The sequence below is a fragment of the Natronomonas salsuginis genome, assembly GCF_005239135.1.
Taxonomy (GTDB): Archaea; Halobacteriota; Halobacteria; order Halobacteriales; family Haloarculaceae; genus Natronomonas; species Natronomonas salsuginis.
Map to the genome: position 1 here is coordinate 231,600 of NZ_QKNX01000002.1, position 16,052 is coordinate 247,651.

Below are 16,052 nucleotides of genomic sequence, written 5' to 3' on the forward strand. Positions count from 1 at the left end.
CGTTCTGGCGTGGATTGAAACCGGAGTAGATCCGAAGGCGTGCGCTCGGCTCAGAGGTCGTCGACTTCGTAGGCGAGCCCCGCGTCCCGAAGCGCGTCGGTGACGCGACCCGCGAGATCCGTCGTGGCGACGACGACCACGTCCAGTCCGCGACCCGCCGCGTCGGCGGCGACCTCGCCTGCGGCGAACGTGACGTCGGGGGTGGCGTCGGACGCTCTGAGTACCGCGACCGCTTCGACGCCAGCGGCGGCGACCACGTCGGCCGCACGGGCGGCCTCGGCCAGCGTCTTCGAGCCGTGGGGGGAACCCGAGCGGATCGGTGCGACCTGAAAGACGGTCACCTCGCCGGGATCGAGATCGATGATGCCGGCGAACCCGGTGACGCCGACGACGGCCCCCGCCTCCGCGTCGGTGGTCGCCACGCCGGTCGCCGGTCCGCCGCCGCCGGGCGTGGCGTGGAGCAAGCCGTCCTCGATCGACAGCGAGACCGTGTCGCCGGCCTCGATACCGGCAGTCGCGAAGGCGGCGTCCTCCTGCATACTGCCGAGGACGTCCTCGGTGACGTGATCGGCGAACCGGCGCACGTCGGAGGCCTGCTGGAACAGCCAATCGACTCCCTGCTTTGTCACCCGGTACCGCGAGCGCGCCTCCTTGTCGACGAAGTCCTCGTCGACGAGTTCGCGGATGTACTCCGAGACCGCCTGGCTCGTCACGCCGACCGCCTCGGCGATCTCCCCTTGGTTCACCGCCGGCTGCCGTTCGGCGATCTCGACGAGCACGCGGAACTTCGTCGCGGACCGCTTGTTGTCGAGGACGTCGACCATACCACCACGTCGGGTCGGTCGTTTATAAACACCCGCGACTCGACCGCCGGTGGGCGGGTCGGGAGAGCGATCCCATCAGCGCTTTGTCCGCGGCGACCGATCGGCCGGTATGGAGTTCGATCCCCGCGATCGAGCGGTCTACCTCCCAGAGACGGGGACGCTCGTCTGTGCGGACCTCCACGTCGGGCGGGACGCGACCTCGGACGTCGAGTTCCGCGTCGGCGAACACGAGGACCTCACGGAGCGATTCGAGGCTCTCCTCGACCGATACGACCCGGCGGAGGTGGTCGTCGCCGGGGACCTCTTGCACTCGTTCGATCGGATTCCGACGGGGGCGACGGCGACGGTCCGCGCGCTCGCCGGGATCGCGGCGGATTCGGGCTGTCGGATGGTCGTGACGCCCGGCAATCACGACACGATGCTCGAAGAGCTGTGGGACGGTCAGATCGAAACCGAGTGCGCCGTCGGCGAGGAGGCGGACGCGGACGACAGTTCGGTCGTCGTCACGCACGGGCACGTCGAACCCGAGAGCGATGCCGCGTGGTACGTCGTCGGACACGACCACCCGACGATCGAGATCGAGGGCGTCCGTCGGCCCTGTTACCTGTACGGTCCCGACCAGTACGACGGGTCGGGTGTGTTGATGCTCCCGTCGTTTAGTCGTCTTCCCGCTGGAATCCGCGTGAACGGGCTGTCAGCGTCGGAGTTCCAGTCGCCGCTCGTCACCGACGTCGGCTCGCTCCGCCCGATCGTCCACGACGCCGACGGCGACGGGGTTCACGAGTTTCCGCCGCTGCGACAGCTTCGGCGGTTCTTGTGAACGGGGCGCACCGTCTCGTCCACCCGGTAACACCGATGTCAGGGCGAACTCAAGTGCCCCAAGCTCCTACTAGCTGGTAATGGCACCCTCACCACCACCGACCCCCGGCATTCACCACGTGACGTGCATCGCGAGCGATCCCCAACGAAATCTCGACTTCTGGGTGGAGACGCTCGGGCTCCGGCTCGCGAAGCGATCGATCAACCAGGACGACCCAAGCACCTACCACTTCTTCTTCACGGACGCGGAGGGTAACCCGGGAACGAGCATGACGTTCTTCCCGTGGGGAGACATCTCTCAGGGGAAAGTCGGCTCCGGACAGGTCGCCCGGACGGCGTTCCGCGTCCCCGAGGGGAGCCTCGACTTCTGGGAAGCGCGCTTCGACGAGTACGGCGTCGCGTACGGCGACCGCGTCGAGCGGTTCGGGGAAACGGTCCTTCTCTTCGAGGACCCCGACGGCCTCCCCGTCGAGCTGGTCGAAGTCGAGATTCCTGACGACGACCCGACCATCCCGTGGACGGAGTTTATCGCCGAGGACGCGGCGATCCGGGGGTTCCACTCGGTGACGCTGTGGCTCGCCGACCCCGAACCGACGGAGGGGCTGCTGGAGACGATGGGCTTCGAAGCGCAGGGCACCGAGGAGTCGCCCGGCGACACCCCCGGCGACGAGCGGACGCGGTTCGCGGCCGAGGGGCCCGTCGGGAAGTACGTCGACGTACTCCCGACCATCGAGGGCGGCCGACAGGGCGCGGGGATGGTCCACCACGTCGCCTTCCAGACGCCGACCGACGAGGAGCAGCTGGCGATGCGCAAGGCCGCCCAGTCGGCCGGACTGCGCCCGACCGATCAGATCGATCGACACTGGTTCCGGTCCGTCTACTTCCGCGAGTTCGGCGGCGTGCTGTTCGAGCTCGCCACGAACGTCCCCGGATACGACAGCGACGAGCCGCTCGACGAACTCGGCGAGCAGCTCGTCCTCCCGGGGAAGTTCGAGGGCCGCCGCGAGGAGATCGAACGGGGGCTGGCGGATGTGACCGTGCCGCGCGCCGACGCGGACGACTGAACGGGGACGGCGGCTACTCGCTGATCCTCGCTTCCGAGCCCGACAGCATCTCGTATACCTGCATGACGCCGGAGTTGTCGTCTCTGCCCATCCCGTTCTGTACCATCGTCTTGTAGAGTTCGTGAATCAGCGCCGTCTGCGGCATCGGCGAGCCGAACGCCTCGCCCGCGTCGGTGGCGATCCGGAGGTCCTTGTACTGGTACTCGGCGAAGAATCCGGGATCGAAGTCGCCGCGGATCATGCTTGGCGCGCGGTTGTCGAGCGCCCAACAGCCCGCCGCACCGCCACTGATCGCGTCGACGACGGCGTCGAGATCGGCCCCCGCGTTGTCGGCGAAGACGAGCGCCTCGCTGACCGCGGCCATCTGCGCGGAGACGACGATCTGGTTGCACGCCTTCGTCGTCTGGCCGGCACCGCTTGGGCCGCAGTGCGTCACCGTCTCGCCCATCACCTCGAGCACGTCCCGTTGTGCGTCGAGGGCGTCCTCCGGGCCGCCGACCATGATCGAGAGCGTCCCCTCGATCGCGCCGACCTCCCCGCCCGAGATCGGCGCGTCGAGCATCGCAACGCCCTCCTCTGCGAGGCAATCGGCGACCGATTCGGCGGTCGTCGGCGAGATCGTCGAGTGGTCGATAACCGTCATACCGTCGGCTACGCCATCGATCACGGGGCTCTGCTCGGATCCCTCGCCGAGGACGACGTTTTCCACATCTGGCGAATCGGGGAGACACAGGAGAACGACGTCGCTTTTCTCGGCAAGTTGGGCGGGCGAGCCGCCGTCCTCGCCGCCGTACTCGACGAGCTCCGCGGTGGGGTCATCCGAGCGGTTGTGACCGACGACGCGGTATCCCGCGTCGAGCAGGTTCTTCGCCATCGGGAGGCCCATGATTCCGAGTCCGACGAACCCGACTGTTTTGTCCGGCATGACTGATACCTGCCGCCGAGTCGGGAATAAATCTATGCCCGCGGGCGGGCCGTTCGGCGCTACCGATCCAATACGGCGTCGGCCGCCAGCTTCCCGCTCTCCAACGCGCCCTGAATCGACGACCACCGGGTGTAATCGCCGGCCAAGAAGACCTCGCCGTCGGGCGCGTCGACGCTCGGCAGCTCCTCGCGGAAGCCGGGGGGCTGAGGAAACTGCGCGAAGTCGACGCGATCGACGGCAACGACCTCGAACTCGCCGAAGTGGTTCGCCGGAAACCACGCCGCGAGCGCGTCCCTGACGACTCGGCCGAGTTCGGCGTCGGACTCCTCGCGCGATCCGAGAAAGGTCGCGCTCAGGAGCTGTCTGCCCTCCGGAGCGTACTCGGACGCGGCGGCGCTCATCGGGGCGACGGTGTTCGGCTCGTCGTCGACCGCGTTGAGGACGATCCGCGATCCCGTGTCGAGCGACTGGTGTTCCGGGAGCGTGCAGTGGACGGTCACGCAGGCTTTCGATCCGGTGGGCGTGCCGACGCCGGTCAGTTCGCCGGCGGTTTTCGGGTCCGTTGCGACGACGACGGCGTCGGGTGATCGGGGGCCGGCGCTGGTGTCGACGCGAGGGCCGTCGGCGTCGATGGCGGTGACGGCGGCATCCGTTTCGATCGTCGCGCCGGCCGACTCTGCGCGCGCGCGGAGCTGGTCGGCGATCGCGCCCATGCCGTCGGCGGGGACCACTGTTTTGCCGTCCGAGAGCGCCTTGAACGTGTACTCGAAGACCGATGCCGACGTGCCCAGCGACCGATCGAGCGTGATTCCGCCGTAGAAGGGTGCCGCGAAGCGCTCGACGAACGCCGTGGAGAACCCCCGATCGGCGAGGTACTCCAGAATCGTCAGTCCACCGTCGTCATCGAGGAGCTCCGTCCAGCCGACGCGGTCGAGCTCCCGCTGCAGCTGAAAGAGCCGGAGTTTGTCCGCGGTCCGGACGTCGCGGTTCAACAGCGTGGGAAGCGCTGACCGGGGAGCGGCGAGCGGATCCGCGAGCGTCGAGCGGCGGTTCGGTCGGGCGATCGTCGCCCCAAGGGCGAACGGCCGAAGATCGAGCGCGTCGTAGTCGAGCTCCCGGCGCGCCGCGGGATAGGCGGTGGAGAGCACCTGGAACCCCCGGTCGAGCGTATACCCGTCGACGACGCGCGAGCGGACTCGGCCGCCGACGCGCGGTTCGGCCTCGAACAGTTCGACTTCGGCCCCCGATTCAGCGAGGTGGCGCGCGGCGACGAGTCCGGCAAGCCCACCACCTGCGACGGCGACGTGCATGGGGCGGCTTCGTGCGGGACCGACAAACAGGTTTCCGTGTCGGCGATCCGCCGCGGATCGCGAAGGACAGGGCTTTGCCGGCGGCGGACGAACAGACGGGTATGAGTGCGTTCGAGGGATTTCATTGCACCGACTGTGGGGCGACGACCGACGGCGATGACGCGACGCGCTGTCCCGACTGTGGCGGCTCCTTGGATGCCCGCTACGATCTGGACGAACTCGACCTGTCGCGCGAGATGCTCGCCGAGCGCTCGGGCGGTTGGAAGCACCGCGAGCTGTTGCCGGTCGTCCCGTCGGGAATGGGCGAGGGCGACACCCCGCTCGTCGAGGCCCCCCGGCTGGCCGACGAACTGGGCATCGAGCGCGTTCTGATCAAAAACGAGGCGCACAACCCCACCGGATCGGTCACCGATCGGGGGCTGGCGCTCGTCGCCGAGACCGCCGCCCGCGCCGACGCGGACACCCTCGCGCTGGCGACGAGCGGCGACGGTGGGCAATCGGCGTCGGCGTACGCCGCTCGCGCCGGGCTGACCTCGCGATCGTTCGTTCCGAGTCGAACACCGTTCATGGCCAAGGCGATGATCAACGTCCACGGGGGCGACATGCGTGTCGTTGAGGGGCGATTCGACGATGCGCGGGAGGCCTACGAGGACGCGAGAGAGTCGATGCCAGCGGCCGAAAAGGAGACGTGGTTCCCGGCCGGCCCGTTCGACTCGCCGTTTAGACACGAGGGAGCGAAACCGATCTACTACGAGGTCGCCGAGCAATTGGAGTGGACGGCGCCCGACGCCATCGTGACACCGGTCGGTCACGGTGCCACGCTCGCCGGCATCTGGAAGGGCGCGCGGGAGTTCGAATCGGTCGGCGTCATCGAGGGTACGCCCACGTTGTACGCCGCCCAGCCGGACGGCTGTGCGCCCGTCGTCGAGGCGCTCGAAACCGACGCCGATCCCGTGCCGTGGGAGGTTCCGGACACGGTCGTCGGCAGTCTCGAGATACCCGATCCGGCGGGCGGCCTGGCCGCGGTCGAGGCGGTTCGCGCCAGCGGCGGGTCCGGGGTCGCCGTCGACGATCAGGACCTCCTCGACAGCGCCGCGACGGTCGCCCAACACGGGGGGCTCGAGATCTCTATCGCCTGCGGAGCGGCCACGGCCGGCGCGTGGGAACTCGCCGAGAACGGCGCGTTCGACGCCGACGACACCGTCGTGCTTCTCAATACCGCGGCCGGAAACAAGGACGCCGATATCATCCGTAGTCGGCTCATGAGCCGCGGGATCTGAGGCGGTGGTCCGACCGGGATCGGCGATCGATCCGACCGTGAAGGTAATGATAACTGGGAACATACCTCGCGCAATGTCAGTCGAGCGCATCCAGAGAGTGATCCGGTCGTTCGGATCCACGCGGCTCCTTCCAGTCGCGGGGATGTGTCTCAGCGTTCTTTTGTTCCCGAAAGTCGCGCCGATGTGGGTGCTGCACGTCCTCGGCGGAATCACTGGATTCCTCAACGCGATCGCCAGCAACCTCCTGTGGGAGCTGGCCAACAGGGAGTGGCTCGCCGGCGCGGCGGTCGTCGGGGGGTACATACGGGAGGCGCTCGGGGAGATCGAGGCCGAACGGGAGTTCACCGAGGCCGAACGGGACGCCCTCGAGGTGTTCGCAGCGGACGTCCGCGCGATGACCGTTCACCGCGGGGCGAACGTCAACACGAACGCGCCAGTCCTCTCGGTGAGGGCCAACGACACCGAACAACTCGCGCAGATACGAACGCGGTACCGAGAGACAGTCATGTCCGTCCCGAACTACGACGAGATGTACGACAGCGGGTTCGATCGGAGTTTCGCCGCCGAGTTCGGCGACGACCTCGCGGCCGTCGTCGAGGGCGGAACGCAGTTCTCCCGCCCGGTTCGTCAGTTACTCGTCACCCAGACGTCGACGTCCATCGAAGAACGAGAGCGACATCTCGACGCGCTCACGGTCGAACGGAGCTCCGTGGAGAGCGCCAGGAGGCACCTCGAAGAAACCGACCGGCTCCTCGAACGAACGGAGCCGCGACGCCTCATCCACAGTTCGTTCGAGGAGCTACTCGAATACGATCGAGACATCCGCGCGGCGACGGAGTCGTACCAGCAGTTGCTCGAAGCGCGCCAACGCGAGCTCCACGCGAACAGCCGGTCACTCCGGCGCCGGTCGAAGCGGACGTTCTTTCAGGAGTACCTCTACCAGGCGCTCGACACGCCGTTTCCAGTCCTCGCCGCGACGCTGGATCGGCTCCGAACGTTGGGCGACCGGCAGCGGGCGGTCGTCGATTCGATCGCGCGCCGATACTGATCGGTGGACGATAGAAGGGTACGAGTCGAGACGGTGTGATGGGTAAGCCAATAATTTCGGGGAATATTTTTGTCTGTACCCACAGTAGATCACAGTATGTCCGATGCGACACTCGACGACCGAGGGCGTCTGACGCTACCAAAGGAGATGCGCGAGCGGTACGGGGACCGCTACCACATCGTCGAGGTTCACGACGCGATCAAGTTGATCCCGGTCGCCGACGACCCGCTCGACACACTCCGAGACGAGTTTTCTGGCGTTGAGAAGACGGCAGAGGAACTTCTCGATGAGGCTCGCGAAGCGGCGCTGGACGAGGCGGGACGCTGAATGTACGCGGAAACCGATTTCCTCCTCGCGCTCATCAAAGACGAAGGCTGGCTCGGCGAAGGTGCCGAAACGGTGTACCGAAATCATCGTGACGAACTGTGGACGTCGCAGTTTACGCTCATTGAACTACTCTTGGTCGCCTACCGGGAAGACAGGGATACGGAACGAGTCGTCGCCAACGCCGCCAATCTCGTGGATGTTCGCGGCGACGTTGAGACGGTCGTCACGGCGGCAGCGTACGTCGAGGATGACGAGTTCACGCCCTTCGACGCGCTTCACATCGTCGAGTCGGACGGTGACACCATCGTCTCCAGCGACGGCGCGTATGAGGGGTTCGCCCCTCGCCTCGACCTGAAGAGCGTGACCGAGGAATAACGCTCCGCAACCACTAAACGCGTCTCCCACCTTCCCTCGACAATGAGCGATTGGACGGAGAAATACCGCCCGACGACGCTGTCGGAGGTCCGCGGCAACGACAAGGCCCGCGACGCCCTGAACGCGTGGGCCGACACCTGGGACGAACACGGCGAGGCGGTCGTCATCCACGGCTCGCCGGGGGTCGGCAAGACGTCCGCAGCCCACGCGCTCGCCAGCGACATGGGGTGGCCCGTCCTCGAAATGAACGCCTCCGACGCGCGGACGAAAGACGAGATCGAACGCTTCGCGGGACGGGCGGCGGCCAACACGACGCTCGGAAGCGAGCGACAGCTCATCATTCTCGACGAGGCGGACAACCTCCACCAGCACAAGGATCGAGGGGGAGCCGCCGCGATGACCCGGCTCGTCAAGGGCGCGACCCAGCCAGTCGTCCTTATCGCCAACGAGTACTACGACATGTCCTCGGGGCTCAGGAGCGCCTGCCGAGAGATCGAGTTCCGCGACATCTCCGCGCGCTCGATCGTTCCCGTTCTCCGCGATATCTGCCGACAGGAGGGCGTCGAGTTCGACGAGGCGGTGCTCAAGCGGATCGCCGAGGCGAACCGCGGCGACCTTCGAGGCGCGATCAAGGACATGCAGGCTCGCGAGAAGGACGGCGAGATACGCGCGGAGGGCAGCGAGGGCGAGCGCGACCGAACGGAGAATATCTTCTCGTTTCTCGACGCCGTGTTGAAAGAGCAATCTGCCGAGGAGGCACTCCAGACGGCCTACGCCGTCGACGAGACGCCCGACGATCTGCTCCAGTGGATCGAGGACAAGGTGCCGAAGGTCTACGAGGGCGACGAACTGGCCGACGCCTACGAACACCTCGCGAACGCCGACGTGTGGCTCGGGCGCGTCCGCGCGACGCAGAACTACACGTACTGGCGCTACGCGACGGACAACGTCGCGGCGGGCGTCGCCGCGGTCAGGCAGTCAGATCGCGGCGGCTGGACGCGCTACGGCGGCGCGCCCTATCGCTCCTCGCGGGACGCGACGCGCGATCACATCGCCGAACGGATCGCCACGACCGCGGGTGTCTCGACGGCGACCGCGCGACGGGAGATCATGCCGTATCTCGCCGCCATGACCCACCACTGTCGCAACCGAGATCTCACAGTTCGGATGACCGCCCGCTACGACCTCGACGCCGAACACGTCTCCTTTCTCACCGGCTCGGGGAAGACGACGAACAAGGTGCAGGGGATCGTCGAAGAGGCCAGAGAGCGGACCGAAGCCGAGACCGTCGAACACTCGGAGGGCGCGTTCGCGGGTGGTGAGTTCTCCGAGACCGACGACGAAGGCGGCGACGAGACTGGAGACGAGAGCGCGGGGACGCTCGCGGCGTTCGGCACGAACGACTCGGACGACGGAACGGGTGCCGATATCGACGAGGCGACAGAAGACGAATCGTCGGCCACCGAACGCGCCGAGGCGGCCGAGGAGGACGATGGGCAGTCCGGACTCTCGGATTTCATGTAACGCACCGCGGCGACGGACTCGGCTCAGTTCCGCTCCGAGGAGGTATCCAATTCGGGCGTCGACCTCGGTCGTTGCGTCGAACACGAGCCGTGAGGTATTTCGCCACGACTGCGGAGTGTGGATCGTCGTTCACAGCGAACCCGACAGCTGTCGAGCCGAGGATCGATCGAACAGCTGTCTGACTAATTCAATCGTCGTCCTGTGCATCGACGACGGCGACGCCGGCGAGGTTGACGATATCTTTGACCTCGTCGCCGCGCTGGAGGACGTGGACGGGTTTGTCCATGCCGACGAGCATCGGGCCGATGGCTTCGGCTCCGCCGAGTCGCTGCAAGAGCTTGTACGCGATGTTGCCCGCCTCCAGGTTCGGAAACACCAACACGTTCGCCGGCTCGTCGAGGTCGGAGAACCCGTACGTGCCCTCGAGCATCTCCTCGACGACAGCAGTGTCGGCCTGCATTTCGCCGTCCACTGGGAAGTCGACTGCCGGATCCTCGCGCAGCCGACGTGCGGCCTCGCGGGGCTTTCGCGTTCCCTCGTTGTCGACGCTGCCGAAATCCGAGTACGACAACAGCGCGGCCCGCGGTTCGACGTTGAACCGTCGGGCGAGGTTTGCCGTCTGCTTCGTCACCTCGGTGAGGATATCCTCGTCGGGGGTCTGATTGACGGTGGCGTCGGCGACGAAGACGACGCGGTTTTTGAACGTCAGCATGTACACGCCCGCGGCGTACTCCGAGTCGGCGTCCGTGCCGACGATCTGCAATGGCGGCCGAAGCGCCGAGGGGTAGTGGTGCATCAGCCCGGTCAGCATCGCGTCGGCGTCGCCCATCTCCACCATCACGCTCCCGAGATAGTTGCCGTCTTCGATGAGTTCGTCCGCCTCGCGTCGGGTGACGCCCTTCCGCTGGCGAAGCTCGTACAGTCGCTCCGCGTACGGCGAGAGGTTCCCCTCCTCGGGGTCGACGATCTCGGGCTCGAAATCGAGGCCGAGTCGCTCGGCGTGCGCCCAGACCTCGTCCCGGTCGCCGATGAGCACGGGTTCGGCGATGCCTTGGTCGACCAGCTGATAGGCCGCCCGGACCATCTTCTCGTCGTCGCCCTCGGCGAGGACGAGGCGTTTGGGATCGCTTTTGGCCTTGTTGAGCACGACCCGCATCATCTCTCTGGACTTCCCCAACCGCGCCTCGAGCCGTTCGGCGTACCGTTCGAGGTCGAGTTCCGTCCGAGCGCAGTCGCTGTCGATCGCCGCCTTTGCGACGGCGGGGGCGACTTCGAATAGCACGCGCGGGTCGAGCGGTTTGGGGATGATGTACTCGGGGCCGAACTGGAGCGGTTGGTCGCCGTAGGCTTTGACGACGGCGTCGGGGACGTCCTGTTTGGCGAGGTCGGCCAGCGCCTCGGCGGCCGCCACTTTCATCGCCTCGTTGATCTCCGTCGCCCGCACGTCGAGCGCGCCGCGGAAGATGAACGGGAAGCCGAGTACGTTGTTCACCTGATTCGGATAATCCGAGCGTCCCGTTGCCATGATCACCGTGTCGTCGCGGGCCTGCTTTGCGTCCTCGTAGCTGATTTCCGGATCGGGGTTCGCCATGGCGAAGATGACGGGATCGTCGGCCATCGAGCGGACCATCTCCTCGGAGACGATCCCCCCGACCGACAGCCCGGCGAACACGTCCGCACCCGCCATCGCGTCCGCGAGGTCTCCCCCGGGGACCGGACTCGCGAACTCCCGTTTGAACTCGTTGACGTCGCCTGATTCGGCGCGCTCCTCGGTGATGATCCCCGAGGAGTCACACATCGTGATGTTGTTCGCGTCCACGCCGAGCGTGACGTAAAACCGCGCCGTCGCGATGGCGGACGCCCCCGCGCCGGAGAAGACGATCTGGAGTTCGTCGAGCGATTTGCCGGTGATCTCGGCGGCGTTCAACAGCGCCGCCCCGGAGATGATCGCCGTGCCGTGTTGGTCGTCGTGAAACACCGGGATGTCCATCTCCTCACGCAGCCGTGACTCGATCTCAAAACACTCCGGTGCTTTGATGTCTTCGAGGTTGATCCCCCCGAACGTCGGCTCCATCGCGCTGACCGACGTGATGATGTCCTCGGGATCGTGCTGGTCGAGTTCGATGTCGAAGACGTCGATGTCAGCGAAGCGCTTGAACAATACGCCCTTGCCCTCCATCACGGGTTTGGATGCTTGCGCGCCGATATCGCCGAGACCCAATACAGCGGTCCCGTTCGAGACGACGCCGACCATGTTCCCTTTGCTCGTGTAGGTGTACGCCTCCTCGGGGGTTTTCGCGATCTCGTTGCACGGGGCCGCAACGCCCGGTGAGTACGCCAGCGACAGATCCCGTTGGGTGTTCGTCGGCTTTGTGGTCGAAATTTCGATCTTCCCCGGCGGGTCGATCCGGTGATACTCCAGTGAATCCTCGTCCAATCCCATGGAGGTACCCCGCACAGAGACCTCAAAAAGCTACTCACCGAGACCCGTCATGACTGTCTGGTTCCGTCCGGAGATATTCGAGGAAAACGGACAACTGACGCCCGGTTTCGGGAGATATATCACGATCCGGTACCGAGATTGAACCATGGACACTCGACGGTTACTGCTCGTGACCGCGGTCACGACGGCCATCACGGCACTGGTCGGCGTCATCACGGCGACATCCGGCGCGGGACTGACCTGCGAAGCCCGGTGGCCGCTGTGTGACGGTGCGGTCTTCGGGCTCTTCCCGGCGAACTTTATGTCGTTCATCGAATGGTTCCACCGCCTCGTCGCGATGATCACCGGCTTTTTCATCATCGGCTCGGCGGTTGCCACGTGGCGTGGCGGCGAGAGCCGCCGCGTCCGATTCGCGACGCTCGCGGCGTTGCTCTTGACGCCGCTACAGGTCGTCTTCGGGGCGTTCACCGTCCTCGTCTATGAGTTCGTCTTCGGCTACTCGGTGCTCGTGTTGACGATCCACTTCGGGCTTGCGTCACTCATTCTCGGACTGCTCGTCGCCGCGACCGTGTGGGCGTACGCTGACGTGTCGTCGGTATCGCCGACCGGAATCCAGCGAGCCGGCACGATCGCACTCCTCGGGTTCCCGATCATGGTCGTGCTCACGCCCCGGCTGTTCTTCGCGTTCGGTGAGATCATACAGTTCACCTACTACGCGATCGGCTTCGCGATGTTCTCGTCGCTCGCGATCGTCGCGCTGTTGGGCCGCGAGCTCGGCCTCCGGGACGTCTCCATCGCCGGGGCCGCCGCGGCGATACTCGTCATCGCCGAACTCATCGTTGCTCGGCAGGCCTTCGGCGACGCTGGCCAGCTCCTGATCGTCGGCCTCTCGATTGCCACGTTCGTGCTGACACTCGGTGCGGTGTGGCGCCTTCGGTCGCTCGGTGGCATGCCGAGGACCTCCCCGCTTTCGAGCGATTGAGGGACGAATCGTCTACTGACGGGGCCGCCGAAACGCTCGCCGCCCCACCAACGCTTAACCGGAAGCGGATCGTTACAGGGCGTATGAGCGATAGACTCTCCGACGACGAGATCGACGCTGAGCTCCCCGACGGCTGGACGCGCGACGGCGACGAGATCGTTCGCACGTTCGAGTTCGACTCCTATCTCGAAGGCGTCGGGTTCGCCTCGGGTGCGGGCGGCCTCGCCGAGGAGGCGTTTCACCACCCCGAGATGAGGATCGGGTGGCGCGAGGTCGAGGTTCGGCTGACGACGCACGACGCGGGGGGAATCACTAAGAAGGACCTCGACCTCGCGGCCCGGTTCAACGAGTTGGCGGGCTGATTCAACGCGACTGTCGCGGATCCAACAGCCGAATCGGATGCGGCGCACCGTCGGCCGTCAGCGCCGCGATCTGCTCGCCACAGGAGGTGCCGCTCGCGACCACGGGACCACTGTCGGGGAGCTGTTCGTCGAGTCGCGACCCGACATCCATGCTGAGCTCGTAGTACTCCGACTTGTAGCCGAAGCTTCCGGCCATCCCGCAACACTCGATGTCGGTCGTCGAGACGTCGTAGCCGGCCCGATCGAGGACCTCCGTCGTGTACGCGTCCAACCCGAGCGTTCGCTGTTGGCAGTGGCTGTGATAGGTGATCTCCTCGTCGACAGCCGTCGGGAGCGTGTCGATCTTGGCACCGTTTTCCAGCAGTCCGTAGACGTACTCGAAGAGCTCGTAACTCCCGTCAGAGAGGCGCGAGTACGAGCGTTCCGGGAGGAGCCGTTCGTACTCGGTTCGGAACATCGCCAGATCCGACGGCTCGACGACGACGATATCGCGGTCGGCGTCGAGGTGTTCGGCCAGTGCCGCGTACACCGCGCTCGCCTTCTCGTCGGCGGTGTCGATCATCCCCTGCGATAGCGGCGCTCTGCCGCTTTCGGGGACCGCTGGCACGCGAACCGCGACGCCGAGCGCTTCGAGCACTCGGACGGCGGCCTTTCCGCGCTCGGGGCTGAAATAGTTCGTGTAGAGGTCCGGATACAGCACGGCCTCCCGATCCGAATCGGGGTTCGCCCGACGGCGGCCGGCGGCCCACTCGACGAGCGTCTCGTCGGCGAGCGTCGGCAGCGAGCGGCGACTGTCGATCCCGACGAACCGATCGAGGAGTCGCTGCACCGCGCTCGATTCGATCGCGGCGTTCGAGAGTCCGGGGGCAATCGAACCGAGTTTGGCGAACGTCTCGATGTTGCCGAAGAGCCGCTTTTGAACGTCGAGCCCCTCGGGTTCGGCGTCGGGCGTGAGGCCGTCGACGAGGAAGTCGAACGATTCGGACTCGTTCGACCGGTTGAGCCGGTCGCGCACGACGGTGTTGATCCAGGGGATGTCGATCTTGACCGGGCACTTGTTGACACACTGCGAACAGCCGGTACAGAGGTCGTTCATGTCAGCCGCCGAATCGAGCCCGTGAACGCCGGCCTCCCAGCCGGTCCCGATGCCACCGGAGTACGTCTCGCCGCCGAAGGCGTGGCCGCCGACGGACTGGAAGTTCGCACAGGCGTTTGAACAGGCCCCACACCGGATGCAGTACAGCGTCTCGCGTAGCTGATCGTCCTCGCGCATCGCCATCCGGCCGTTGTCGATCAACACGAGGTGGAACTCCCGGTCGTCGGGCTGGCCGTACTCGCCGGTGTCGAAGTCGAGCGACGGCGTCTCGACCGGCGGTGTGAGAAGCGTGAGATACGCGCCGATCTCCTGACCGGTACCGGTTCGAGCGATCAACTCGAGGAACGGCCGGAGATCGGAGACGGTCGGAATCAGCTTCTCGATTCCCGTGACTGCGACGTGCGTCGGGGGCGTGACCGCCGTCTTTCGGGCGTTGCCCTCGTTCGTGACGATCGAGATCGTGCCCGTCTCGGTGACGACGAAGTTCGCGCCGGTCAGTCCGACGTCGGCCTCACGGATCCGCTCGCCGACCCGCTCGCGGGCGAACTCGGTGAGTTCGTGAGGATCCTCAGAGAGCGGTTCGTCGAGATCGAAGTACTCGTTGAACAGCTCGGCGATGTCCGGCGGCGAGCGGTGCATCGCCGGCGCGATGAGATGGGAGGGGGTCTCGTCGGCCACCTGAATCACGAACTCGCCGAGATCGGTTTCGGTGACCTCGTAGCCCGCGCCCTCGAGGTGGTGGTTCAGCTCCAGCTCCTCGGTCGTCATCGACTTGCTCTTGACGAGGTGTTCGGCGTCCTGTTCGTCCATGACGCCCTCGATATAGCGGTTCGCGTCCTCGGCGTCCTGTGCCACGTAAACGTGCCCGCCGTTTTCCTCGACCGCTTCCGTCACCTCCTCGATGCGCTCGGGGAGCGAGGCGATCGCCTCCTCTTTGATCCGTCGAGTCTCCGCTCGAAGCTCCTCGTAGGAGTCGAACGCCGCGATCGCGTCGCTAGCGTTGTCGCTGAGGTTCCGGGCGTTCTTCCCGATGTTCTCGCCGTCGACGCCCATGATGCGCCGGATCTCGGCGGCTTTCTCGCTTCGGCTCATTGTTCGACCACCAGCACGTGGACCTCCTTCGGTCCGTGGACGCCCTCGACGAGTTCGCCCATATCGGCGGTGGCACTCGGTCCCGTCGCGAGGACGCGGCTGGCACCCGGCCCGCCGCTCTCTCTCGCGTCCCGGATCGCGGACTCGAAGCGGTCGAACGCCGCCGCGAGATCGGGGACGATGTCCGCGGCGTCGAGCACCACGACGTGACGCGGCGGATAGAGGCTCACCAGTTCGTCGCCGCCGGCTCGGGACTCGATGGAGATCGTCCCGTAGTTCGCGAGCCCGACTTCGGCCCGCGCGACGCCGGTTTGGGCCGTCCGGAAATCCTCGACCGACGGGTCGGTGTCGACGGCCGTGTCTTCGAGCGTGACCGATTCCAACGTGAGCGGCGCGCCGATCGCGGGCTCGACGAGGCGTTCCGAGAGGGCCTCCTCGAACCCGGCAACGTCCGTTCGGGTGCAGCTATCGACCGTCTCCAGTGCGGAGTCGGCGAACTGCGCCACGAGGTCCATACTCATACACACGACAATGAACCGGACTGTCTTGGTGTTTATCCCGCCACGGCGATGCGGTCGGTA

At 66.2% G+C, this 16,052-nt stretch carries 15 protein-coding genes; 9 read left to right on the forward strand and 6 right to left on the reverse strand.

The features are described 5' to 3' along the window. Positions 1 to 50 precede the first annotated feature (50 nt). Positions 51 to 824, reverse strand: a complete 774-nt coding sequence (locus DM868_RS05885) for a DUF7839 domain-containing protein (protein ID WP_137275941.1) — start codon at positions 822 to 824, stop codon at positions 51 to 53. Between the two features lie 109 nt (positions 825 to 933). Between DM868_RS05885 and DM868_RS05890 the strand changes: the two genes are divergently transcribed. Both DM868_RS05890 and DM868_RS05895 read left to right on the forward strand, forming a co-directional pair. Continuing rightward, positions 934 to 1,644 carry a metallophosphoesterase gene (locus tag DM868_RS05890; protein WP_137275942.1) on the forward strand — a complete coding sequence of 237 codons (711 nt, stop codon included), beginning with the start codon at positions 934 to 936 and terminating at the stop codon, positions 1,642 to 1,644. 79 nt (positions 1,645 to 1,723) lie between these two features. Next, positions 1,724 to 2,707 carry a ring-cleaving dioxygenase gene (locus tag DM868_RS05895; RefSeq protein WP_137275943.1) on the forward strand — a complete coding sequence of 328 codons (984 nt, stop codon included), beginning with the start codon at positions 1,724 to 1,726 and terminating at the stop codon, positions 2,705 to 2,707. 13 nt (positions 2,708 to 2,720) lie between these two features. Here DM868_RS05895 and DM868_RS05900 read toward each other — a convergent pair whose 3' ends face one another. Both DM868_RS05900 and DM868_RS05905 read right to left on the reverse strand, forming a co-directional pair. After that, complete coding sequence (locus DM868_RS05900; RefSeq protein WP_137275944.1) at positions 2,721 to 3,632, reverse strand: NAD(P)-dependent oxidoreductase; 912 nt, start codon at positions 3,630 to 3,632, stop codon at positions 2,721 to 2,723. 59 nt (positions 3,633 to 3,691) lie between these two features. Continuing rightward, on the reverse strand, positions 3,692 to 4,942 hold the full coding sequence (locus DM868_RS05905; RefSeq protein ID WP_137275945.1) for an NAD(P)/FAD-dependent oxidoreductase: 1,251 nt from the start codon (positions 4,940 to 4,942) through the stop codon (positions 3,692 to 3,694). A gap of 101 nt (positions 4,943 to 5,043) precedes the next feature. On the opposite strand from DM868_RS05905, the gene DM868_RS05910 reads away from it, so the two are divergent. The 5 genes from DM868_RS05910 to DM868_RS05930 all read left to right on the forward strand — a co-directional run bounded on the left by DM868_RS05910 (position 5,044) and on the right by DM868_RS05930 (position 9,496). Continuing rightward, the gene (locus DM868_RS05910) at positions 5,044 to 6,222 is read left to right on the forward strand and encodes a threonine synthase (RefSeq protein ID WP_137275946.1); all 1,179 of its coding nucleotides are present in this window, start codon (positions 5,044 to 5,046) and stop codon (positions 6,220 to 6,222) included. 73 nt (positions 6,223 to 6,295) lie between these two features. Next, positions 6,296 to 7,270, forward strand: coding sequence for a DUF7260 family protein (locus tag DM868_RS05915; RefSeq protein WP_137275947.1), 975 nt, complete (start codon positions 6,296 to 6,298; stop codon positions 7,268 to 7,270). A 96-nt stretch (positions 7,271 to 7,366) separates the two neighbouring features. Then, on the forward strand, positions 7,367 to 7,597 hold the full coding sequence (locus DM868_RS05920; RefSeq protein ID WP_137275948.1) for an AbrB/MazE/SpoVT family DNA-binding domain-containing protein: 231 nt from the start codon (positions 7,367 to 7,369) through the stop codon (positions 7,595 to 7,597). Further along, positions 7,598 to 7,972: a hypothetical protein gene (locus DM868_RS05925; RefSeq protein ID WP_137275949.1), complete on the forward strand. Its 375-nt coding sequence runs from the start codon at positions 7,598 to 7,600 to the stop codon at positions 7,970 to 7,972. Positions 7,973 to 8,014: 42 nt separating this feature from the next. Continuing rightward, entirely contained in the window at positions 8,015 to 9,496 is a 1,482-nt protein-coding gene (locus tag DM868_RS05930) for a replication factor C large subunit (protein ID WP_137275950.1), read from the forward strand. 187 nt (positions 9,497 to 9,683) lie between these two features. Here the strand turns inward: DM868_RS05930 and DM868_RS05935 are convergent, their stop codons facing one another. After that, on the reverse strand, positions 9,684 to 11,939 hold the full coding sequence (locus DM868_RS05935) for an NADP-dependent malic enzyme (protein ID WP_137275951.1): 2,256 nt from the start codon (positions 11,937 to 11,939) through the stop codon (positions 9,684 to 9,686). Positions 11,940 to 12,084: 145 nt separating this feature from the next. Between DM868_RS05935 and DM868_RS05940 the strand changes: the two genes are divergently transcribed. Both DM868_RS05940 and DM868_RS05945 read left to right on the forward strand, forming a co-directional pair. After that, positions 12,085 to 12,921, forward strand: a complete 837-nt coding sequence (locus DM868_RS05940; RefSeq protein WP_137275952.1) for a COX15/CtaA family protein — start codon at positions 12,085 to 12,087, stop codon at positions 12,919 to 12,921. 83 nt (positions 12,922 to 13,004) lie between these two features. Next, positions 13,005 to 13,283, forward strand: a complete 279-nt coding sequence (locus tag DM868_RS05945; RefSeq protein WP_137275953.1) for a 4a-hydroxytetrahydrobiopterin dehydratase — start codon at positions 13,005 to 13,007, stop codon at positions 13,281 to 13,283. Between the two features lies 1 nt (position 13,284). Here the strand turns inward: DM868_RS05945 and DM868_RS05950 are convergent, their stop codons facing one another. Together DM868_RS05950 and DM868_RS05955 are read right to left on the reverse strand one after the other, a co-directional pair. Beyond that, positions 13,285 to 15,471 (reverse strand): LUD domain-containing protein, encoded by a 2,187-nt coding sequence (locus DM868_RS05950; protein ID WP_137275954.1) that lies wholly within the window; start codon positions 15,469 to 15,471, stop codon positions 13,285 to 13,287. Then, the gene (locus DM868_RS05955) at positions 15,468 to 15,992 is read right to left on the reverse strand and encodes an LUD domain-containing protein (protein WP_137275955.1); all 525 of its coding nucleotides are present in this window, start codon (positions 15,990 to 15,992) and stop codon (positions 15,468 to 15,470) included. The genes DM868_RS05950 and DM868_RS05955 overlap by 4 nt, the downstream gene beginning before the upstream one ends. Positions 15,993 to 16,052: the final 60 nt, after the last annotated feature.